Genomic DNA, 7,643 nt, shown 5'->3' with positions numbered 1-7,643 from the left:
GCAACAAGCCCTTGCGCTGATAGAAACGGATGGTCTCCACATTGACCCCGGCCGCCTTGGCGAAAACGCCAATGGTCAGGTTCTCCAAATTGTTTTCCATATCGCTTGACTCCGTACATGAGTACGGAAGTAAGGTTACGCTATCCAATTTCAATTCGAAAGGACAAGCGCATGTCTGAACCAAAAACCGGGCGCGGCGCGCTCTTCACTGGAGGGCTTGCCGCCATCCTCGCCTCGGCTTGCTGCCTCGGGCCGTTGGTTCTGATCGCCTTGGGGTTCAGCGGCGCTTGGATCGGCAACTTGGCGGTGTTGGATCCCTATCGCCCCATCTTTATCGGCGTGGCGCTGGTGGCGTTGTTCTTCGCCTGGCGGCGCATCTACCGGCAGGCAGCGGCCTGCAAACCGGGTGAGGTCTGCGCGATTCCCCAAGTGCGAGCTACTTACAAGCTCATTTTCTGGATCGTGGCCGCGCTGGTTCTGGTCGCGCTCGGATTTCCCTACGTCATGCCATTTTTCTACTGATCGGAGTTCACCATGAAGAAACTGTTTGCCTCCCTCGCCCTCGCCGCCGTTGTTGCCCCCGTCTGGGCCGCCACCCAGACCGTCACGCTGTCCGTACCGGGCATGACCTGCTCCGCCTGCCCGATCACTGTCAAGAAGGCGATTTCCAAGGTCGAAGGCGTCAGCAAAGTTGACGTGACTTTCGAGACACGCCAAGCGGTCGTCACCTTCGACGATGCCAAGACCAGCGTGCAGAAGCTGACCAAGGCAACCGCAGACGCGGGCTATCCGTCCAGCGTCAAGCAGTGAGTCACTGAAAACGGCACCGCAGCACAACGGACGTCATTGTCTGGCGCCACAAACGATAAAGGATCTGTTGCATGACCCATCTAAAAATCACCGGCATGACTTGCGACTCGTGCGCGGCGCACGTCAAGGAAGCGCTGGAAAAAGTGCCAGGCGTGCAGTCGGCGCTGGTGTCCTATCCGAAGGGCACAGCGCAACTCGCCATCGTGCCGGGCACATCGCCGGACGCGCTGACTGCCGCCGTGGCCGGACTGGGCTACAAGGCAACGCTAGCCGATGCGCCACTGGCGGACAACCGCGTCGGACTGCTCGACAAGGTGCGGGGATGGATGGCCGCCGCCGAAAAGCACAGTGGCAACGAGCCCCCGGTGCAGGTAGCGGTCATTGGCAGCGGTGGAGCCGCGATGGCGGCGGCGCTGAAGGCCGTCGAGCAAGGCGCGCAGGTCACGCTGATCGAGCGCGGCACCATCGGCGGCACCTGCGTCAATGTCGGCTGTGTGCCGTCCAAGATCATGATCCGCGCCGCCCACATCGCCCATCTGCGCCGGGAAAGCCCGTTCGATGGCGGTATTGCGGCAACTGTGCCTACGATTGACCGCAGTAAGCTGCTGGCCCAGCAGCAGGCCCGCGTCGACGAACTGCGGCACGCCAAGTACGAAGGCATCCTGGGCGGTAATCCGGCCATCACCGTTGTGCACGGTGAGGCGCGCTTCAAGGACGACCAGAGCCTTACCGTCCGTTTGAACGAGGGTGGCGAGCGCGTCGTGATGTTCGACCGCTGCCTGGTCGCCGCGGGTGCCAGCCCGGCGGTCCCGCCGATTCCGGGCTTGAAAGAGTCACCCTACTGGACTTCCACCGAGGCCCTGGCGAGCGACACCATTCCCGAACGCCTTGCCGTAATCGGCTCGTCGGTGGTGGCGCTGGAGCTGGCGCAAGCCTTTGCCCGGCTGGGCAGCAAGGTCACGGTCCTGGCGCGCAATACCTTGTTCTTCCGTGAAGACCCGGCCATCGGCGAGGCGGTGACAGCCGCTTTCCGTGCCGAGGGCATCGAGGTGCTGGAGCACACGCAAGCCAGCCAGGTCGCCCATATGGACGGTGAATTCGTGCTGACCACCACGCACGGTGAATTGCGCGCCGACAAACTGCTGGTTGCCACCGGTCGGACACCGAACACGCGCAGCCTCGCGCTGGACGCAGCGGGGGTCACTGTCAATGCGCAAGGTGCCATCGTCATCGACCAAGGCATGCGCACGAGCAACCCGAACATCTACGCGGCCGGCGACTGCACCGACCAGCCGCAGTTCGTCTATGTGGCGGCAGCGGCCGGCACCCGTGCCGCGATCAACATGACCGGCGGCGATGCGGCGCTCGACCTGACCGCAATGCCGGCCGTGGTGTTCACCGATCCGCAAGTGGCGACCGTGGGCTACAGCGAGGCGGAAGCCCACCACGACGGGATCGAGACCGACAGCCGCACCTTGACCTTGGACAACGTGCCGCGTGCGCTCGCCAACTTCGACACACGCGGCTTCATCAAGTTGGTTATCGAGGAAGGCAGCCATCGGCTGATCGGCGTACAAGCGGTCGCGCCGGAAGCGGGTGAACTGATCCAGACGGCGGCTCTGGCCATTCGCAACCGCATGACGGTGCAGGAACTGGCCGACCAGTTGTTCCCCTACCTGACGATGGTCGAGGGGTTGAAGCTCGCGGCGCAGACCTTCAACAAGGATGTGAAGCAGCTTTCCTGCTGCGCCGGGTGAGAAAAAGGAGGTGTTCAATGAACGCCTACACGGTGTCCCGGCTGGCTCTTGATGCCGGGGTGAGCGTGCATATCGTGCGCGACTACCTGCTGCGCGGATTGCTGCGCCCGGTGGCGTGCACACCAGGCGGCTACGGCTTGTTCGATGACGCCGCCTTGCAACGGCTGTGCTTCGTGCGGGCGGCCTTCGAGGCGGGCATCGGCCTCGACGCGCTGGCGCGGCTGTGCCGGGCGCTGGATGCGGCGGACGGCGACGAAGCGGCCGCGCAGCTTGCCCTGCTGCGTCAGTTCGTCGAGCGTCGGCGCGAAGCGTTGGCCGATCTGGAAGTGCAGTTGGCCACCCTGCCGACCGAGCCGGCACAGCACGCGGAGAGTCTGCCATGAACAACCCCGAGCGCTTGCCGTCCGAGACGCACAAACCGATCACCGGCTACCTGTGGGGCGGACTGGCTGTGCTGACTTGCCCCTGCCACCTGCCCATCCTCGCTGTCGTGCTGGCCGGCACAACCGCCGGTGCTTTCCTCGGCGAGCATTGGGTCATCGCGGCGCTCGGTTTGACCGGCCTGTTCCTTCTGTCCCTGTCGCGGGCGTTGCGGGCATTCAGGGAAAGAGAATGAGCGCTTTCCGGCCGGATGGATGGACGACGCCGGAACTGGCCCAAGCGGTCGAGCGCGGGCAGCTTGAACTGCACTACCAGCCCGTCGTCGATCTGCGCAGTGGTGGGATTGTCGGCGCGGAAGCCCTGTTGCGCTGGCGTCATCCGACGCTTGGACTATTGCCACCGGGCCAGTTCCTGCCCGTGGTCGAATCGTCCGGCCTGATGCCTGAAATCGGCGCTTGGGTGCTGGGCGAAGCCTGCCGCCAGATGCGTGACTGGCGAATGCTGGCATGGCGACCGTTCCGGCTGGCCGTCAATGTTTCGGCGAGCCAAGTGGGACCGGACTTCGACGGGTGGGTAAAGGGCGTGCTGGCTGATGCCGAGTTGCCCGCCGAGTATCTCGAAATCGAGCTGACCGAATCGGTCGCGTTTGGTGATCCGGCGATCTTCCCCGCCCTGGACGCCTTGCGGCAGATCGGTGTGCGCTTCGCCGCCGATGACTTCGGGACGGGGTATTCCTGTCTGCAACATCTGAAGTGCTGCCCAATCAGCACGCTCAAGATCGACCAATCGTTTGTCGCCGGGCTCGCCAACGACCGCCGCGACCAAACCATCGTGCACACCGTGATTCAGCTTGCGCACGGGCTGGGCATGGATGTGGTGGCTGAAGGCGTGGAAACATCGGCGAGTCTTGATCTATTGCGACAAGCGGACTGCGACACAGGACAAGGCTTCCTGTTCGCGAAGCCAATGCCGGCGGCGGCATTCGCCGTCTTCGTCAGTCAATGGAGGGGTGCCACCATGAATGCAAGTGACTCGACCACCACCAGTTGCTGCGTGTGCTGCAAGGAAATCCCGCTCGATGCCGCCTTCACCCCGGAAGGCGCGGAATACGTCGAGCACTTCTGCGGGTTGGAGTGTTATCAACGCTTCGAAGCGCAAGCGCATCGGTTACGTCCGCGTCAGCAGCTTCGACCAGAACCCAGAACGGCAGCTCGAACAGATCCAGGTGGATAAAGTGTTCACCGACAAGGCGTCGGGCAAGGACACACGGCGGCCCGAACTGGAACGGCTGCTCGCCTTCGTGCGCGAAGGCGACACGGTCGTGGTGCACAGCATGGATCGTCTGGCGCGCAACCTCGACGACCTGCGCCGCCTGGTGCAGGGCCTCACCCAGCGCGGCGTACGCATCGAGTTCCTTAAGGAGCATTTGACCTTCACCGGCGAGGACTCGCCGATGGCGAACCTGATGCTGTCGGTAATGGGCGCGTTCGCCGAGTTCGAACGCGCCTTGATCCGCGAGCGGCAGCGCGAGGGCATCGCGCTCGCCAAGCAGCGCGGGGCCTACCGTGGCAGGAAGAAATCCCTGTCGTCTGAGCGTATTGCCGAACTGCGCCAACGTGTCGAGGCTGGCGAGCAAAAGACCAAGCTGGCTCGTGAATTCGGAATCAGTCGCGAAACCCTGTATCAATACTTGAGAACGGATCAGTAAATATGCCACGTCGTTCAATCCTGTCCGCCGCCGAGCGCGAAAGCCTGCTGGCGTTGCCGGACACCAAGGATGAGTTGATCCGTCACTACACGTTCAGCGAAACCGACCTCTCCATCATCCGGCAGCGGCGCGGCCCGGCCAACCGGCTGGGCTTCGCCGTGCAGCTCTGTTACCTGCGCTTTCCTGGTGTCATCCTGGGCGTCGATGAGCCGCCGTTTCCGCCCTTGTTGAAACTGGTCGCCGACCAGCTCAAGGTCAGCGTCGAAAGCTGGGACGAATACGGGCAGCGGGAGCAGACCCGGCGCGAGCACCTGGTCGAACTGCAAACGGTGTTCGGCTTCCAGCCCTTTACCATGGGCCACTACCGGCAGGCCGTCCAGTTGCTGACCGAGATGGCCTTGCAGACCGACAAGGGCATCGTGCTGGCCAGCACCTTGATCGAGCACCTGCGGCAGCAGTCGGTCATTCTGCCTGCCCTCAACGCCGTCGAGCGGGCGAGCGCCGAAGCAATCACCCGCGCCAACCGGCGCATCTACGATGCCTTGGCCGAACCGCTGTCGGACGCGCATCGCCGCCGCCTCGACGATCTGCTCAAGCGTCGGGACAACGGCAAAACGACCTGGCTGGCCTGGCTGCGCCAATCGCCCGTCAAACCGAATTCGCGGCACATGCTGGAACACATCGAACGCCTCAAAGCGTGGCAGGCGCTCGACCTGCCTTCTGGCATCGAGCGGTCGGTGCACCAGAACCGCCTGCTCAAGATCGCCCGTGAGGGTGGCCAGATGACGCCCGCCGACCTGGCCAAGTTCGAGGCGCAGCGACGCTATGCCACCCTGGTGGCGCTTGCCATCGAGGGCATGGCCACCGTCACCGACGAAATCATCGACCTGCACGACCGCATCCTGGGCAAGCTGTTCAACGCCGCCAAGAACAAGCATCAGCAGCAATTCCAGGCGTCCGGCAAGGCGATCAACGCCAAGGTGCGGCTGTTCGGCCGCATCGGCCAGGCGCTGATCGAGGCCAAGCAGGCGGGCCGCGATCCGTTCGCCGCCATCGAGGCCGTCATGTCCTGGGATGCCTTCGCCGAGAGCGTCACCGAAGCGCAGAAGCTTGCGCAGCCCGAGGACTTCGATTTCCTGCACCGCATCGGCGAAAGCTACGCCACGCTGCGCCGCTACGCGCCGGAATTCCTTGCCGTGCTCAAGCTGCGGGCCGCTCCCGCCGCGAAGGACGTGCTCGACGCCATCGAGGTGCTGCGCGGCATGAACAGCGACAACGCCCGCAAGGTGCCCGCCGACGCGCCGACCGAGTTCATCAAGCCGCGCTGGCAGAAGCTGGTCATGACCGACACCGGCATCGACCGGCGCTACTACGAACTGTGCGCGCTGTCGGAGATGAAGAACGCGTTGCGTTCCGGCGACATCTGGGTGCAGGGGTCGCGCCAGTTCAAGGACTTCGAGGACTACCTGGTGCCGCCCGCGAAATTCGCCAGCCTCAAGCAGGCCAGCGAATTGCCGCTGGCCGTGGCCACCGACTGCAACCGGTACCTGAACGACCGGCTGACGCTGCTGGAAACACAGCTTGCCACCGTCAACCGTATGGCGACGGCCAACGAGCTGCCGGACGCCATCATCACCGAGTCAGGCTTGAAGATCACGCCGCTCGACGCGGCGGTACCCGACACCGCCCAAGCGCTGATCGACCAGACGGCAATGATCCTGCCGCACGTCAAGATCACCGAACTGCTGCTGGAGGTGGACGAATGGACGGGCTTCACTCGGCATTTCGCGCATCTGAAATCGGGCGACCCGGCCAAAGACAAGAACCTGTTGCTGACCACGATCCTCGCCGACGCGATCAACCTGGGCCTGACCAAGATGGCGGAGTCTTGCCCCGGCACGACCTACGCCAAGCTGGCTTGGCTGCAAGCCTGGCACATCCGCGACGAAACCTACGGGGCGGCGCTGGCCGATCTGGTCAACGCACAGTTCCGCCATCCCTTCGCCGAGCACTGGGGCGACGGCACCACCTCATCGTCGGACGGCCAGAACTTCCGCACCGGCAGCAAGGCCGAGAGCACCGGCCACATCAACCCGAAATACGGGAGCAGCCCAGGGCGGACGTTCTACACCCACATTTCTGACCAGTACGCGCCATTTCACACCAAGGTCGTGAACGTCGGCGTGCGCGATTCGACCTACGTGCTCGACGGCCTGCTGTACCACGAGTCCGACTTGCGGATCGAGGAGCATTACACCGACACGGCGGGCTTCACCGATCACGTCTTCGCCCTGATGCACCTCCTGGGCTTCCGCTTCGCGCCGCGCATCCGCGACCTGGGCGACACCAAGCTCTACATCCCGAAGGGCGACGCCGCCTATGACGCGCTGAAACCCATGATCGGCGGCACGCTCAACATCAAGCACGTCCGCGCCCATTGGGACGAAATCCTGCGGCTGGCCACCTCGATCAAGCAGGGCACGGTGACGGCCTCCCTGATGCTCCGAAAGCTCGGCAGCTACCCACGCCAGAACGGCCTGGCCGTGGCGCTCCGCGAGCTGGGCCGCATCGAGCGCACGCTGTTCATCCTGGACTGGCTGCAAAGCGTGGAACTGCGCCGCCGCGTGCATGCCGGCCTGAACAAGGGCGAGGCGCGCAATGCGCTGGCCAGGGCAGTGTTTTTCAACCGCCTGGGTGAAATCCGCGACCGCAGTTTCGAGCAGCAGCGCTACCGGGCTAGCGGCCTCAATCTGGTAACGGCTGCCGTCGTGTTGTGGAACACGGTCTATCTGGAACGGGCTGCGCACGCGCTGCGTGGCAACGGCCATGCCGTTGATGACGCGCTGTTGCAGTACCTGTCGCCGCTCGGTTGGGAGCACATCAACCTCACCGGCGATTACCTCTGGCGCAGCAGCGCCAAGATCGGCGCGGGCAAGTTCAGGCCGCTACGACCGCTGCAACCGGCTTAGCGTGCTTTATTTTCCGTT

Annotated in this window: 9 protein-coding genes; 8 read left to right on the top strand and 1 reads right to left on the bottom strand. The window is 64.0% G+C overall.

Annotated elements, in window-relative coordinates:
* Nucleotides 1–100, bottom strand: a 100-nt coding sequence (locus tag K206_RS40285; protein ID WP_042344182.1) for a MerR family DNA-binding transcriptional regulator, incomplete at its 3' end; no start/stop codon positions are given.
* A 71-nt stretch (nt 101–171) separates the two neighbouring features.
* Here K206_RS40285 and merT point away from each other — a divergent pair.
* The 8 genes from merT (at nt 172) to K206_RS0135035 (ending at nt 7,625) form a co-directional block, all read left to right on the top strand.
* On the top strand, nt 172–522 hold the full coding sequence (gene merT, locus K206_RS0135065; RefSeq protein WP_006224622.1) for a mercuric ion transporter MerT: 351 nt from the start codon (nt 172–174) through the stop codon (nt 520–522).
* Nucleotides 523–534: 12 nt separating this feature from the next.
* Nucleotides 535–810: a mercury resistance system periplasmic binding protein MerP gene (merP, locus tag K206_RS0135060; protein ID WP_003131987.1), complete on the top strand. Its 276-nt coding sequence runs from the start codon at nt 535–537 to the stop codon at nt 808–810.
* Between the two features lie 71 nt (nt 811–881).
* On the top strand, nt 882–2,567 hold the full coding sequence (gene merA, locus K206_RS0135055) for a mercury(II) reductase (protein ID WP_011514825.1): 1,686 nt from the start codon (nt 882–884) through the stop codon (nt 2,565–2,567).
* A 17-nt stretch (nt 2,568–2,584) separates the two neighbouring features.
* Complete coding sequence (gene merD, locus K206_RS0135050) at nt 2,585–2,950, top strand: mercury resistance co-regulator MerD (RefSeq protein WP_000995360.1); 366 nt, start codon at nt 2,585–2,587, stop codon at nt 2,948–2,950.
* Nucleotides 2,947–3,183 (top strand): broad-spectrum mercury transporter MerE, encoded by a 237-nt coding sequence (gene merE / locus K206_RS0135045; RefSeq protein WP_003132004.1) that lies wholly within the window; start codon nt 2,947–2,949, stop codon nt 3,181–3,183. The genes merD and merE overlap by 4 nt, the downstream gene beginning before the upstream one ends.
* Nucleotides 3,180–4,181: a DUF3330 domain-containing protein gene (locus tag K206_RS44495; protein WP_008652068.1), complete on the top strand. Its 1,002-nt coding sequence runs from the start codon at nt 3,180–3,182 to the stop codon at nt 4,179–4,181. The genes merE and K206_RS44495 overlap by 4 nt, the downstream gene beginning before the upstream one ends.
* Complete coding sequence (locus tag K206_RS0135040) at nt 4,087–4,656, top strand: recombinase family protein (RefSeq protein ID WP_027982055.1); 570 nt, start codon at nt 4,087–4,089, stop codon at nt 4,654–4,656. The genes K206_RS44495 and K206_RS0135040 overlap by 95 nt, the downstream gene beginning before the upstream one ends.
* A 2-nt stretch (nt 4,657–4,658) precedes the next feature.
* Nucleotides 4,659–7,625: a Tn3 family transposase gene (locus K206_RS0135035; RefSeq protein ID WP_001138070.1), complete on the top strand. Its 2,967-nt coding sequence runs from the start codon at nt 4,659–4,661 to the stop codon at nt 7,623–7,625.
* The last annotated feature ends 18 nt before the right edge of the window (nt 7,626–7,643 follow it).

It is taken from the genome of Cupriavidus sp. WS (assembly GCF_000395345.1).
Lineage (GTDB): Bacteria > Pseudomonadota > Gammaproteobacteria > Burkholderiales > Burkholderiaceae > Cupriavidus > Cupriavidus basilensis_B.
Note: the sequence above shows the minus strand (reverse complement) of the source record. Positions and strands in the feature narration are given on the sequence as shown.